This window comes from Rufibacter latericius, from assembly GCF_003721515.1.
Lineage (GTDB): Bacteria > Bacteroidota > Bacteroidia > Cytophagales > Hymenobacteraceae > Nibribacter > Nibribacter latericius.
Map to the genome: position 1 here is coordinate 1 of NZ_RJJD01000024.1, position 601 is coordinate 601.

At 78.0% G+C, this 601-nt stretch carries 1 protein-coding gene; it reads right to left on the reverse strand.

The genetic code is table 11. The annotated features are described in order from the left end of the window. Nucleotides 1-601, reverse strand: a 601-nt coding sequence (locus tag EFB08_RS23290; protein ID WP_193553990.1) for a glycosyltransferase family 39 protein, incomplete at both ends; no start/stop codon positions are given.

Here is a 601-nt window from a genome sequence, read left to right on the forward strand (position 1 = left end):
CGCCGCAGCGCCCGCAGGCCCACGGCCGCCCCCACCCCGGCCAGCACGAAGACGGCCGAGTAGGAGAACCACAGCAGCCCGGCCCCGGAAAGGCCCCAGGCCAGGCGCGCGCCCAGGCCCGTGCGCCCCTGCAGGCGCACGTAGAGCAGCAGGGCCAGCACCGAGGCCAGCAGCTCGGTGCTGTACTGCTTGGCCTCCACGGCGTGGTAGACGGCCGGCGAGGCCAGGGCCAGCAGGGCCACGGCCAGCGCCGCCGCCCAGGGCCGCAGGAAGTGCCGGGCCACGGGCACGAAGGCCGCCAGGGCCGCCAGCCCGCACAGCAGCGGGAAGAGGCGCAGGGCCATCTCCCCCTTGCCCAGCAGCGCCACGGCCAGGCGCTCGGCCCAGAGGAAGCCCAGGGGCGCCTTCTGCTCGTAGGGCAGGGGCCCGGCGGCCAGCTCGGCGAAGCCCATCCGCACCAGCCCGGCGGCCAGGTAGAGCTCGTCGCGCCACAGGGCCCGGTTGTCGGTGAAGTGGAAGAGCCGCAGGGCCGCCCCCGCCGCCAGGGCCAGGGCCGTCAGCCGCCCCGCCCAGCGCGCCGAGCCCCACCGCCGCGGGGCCG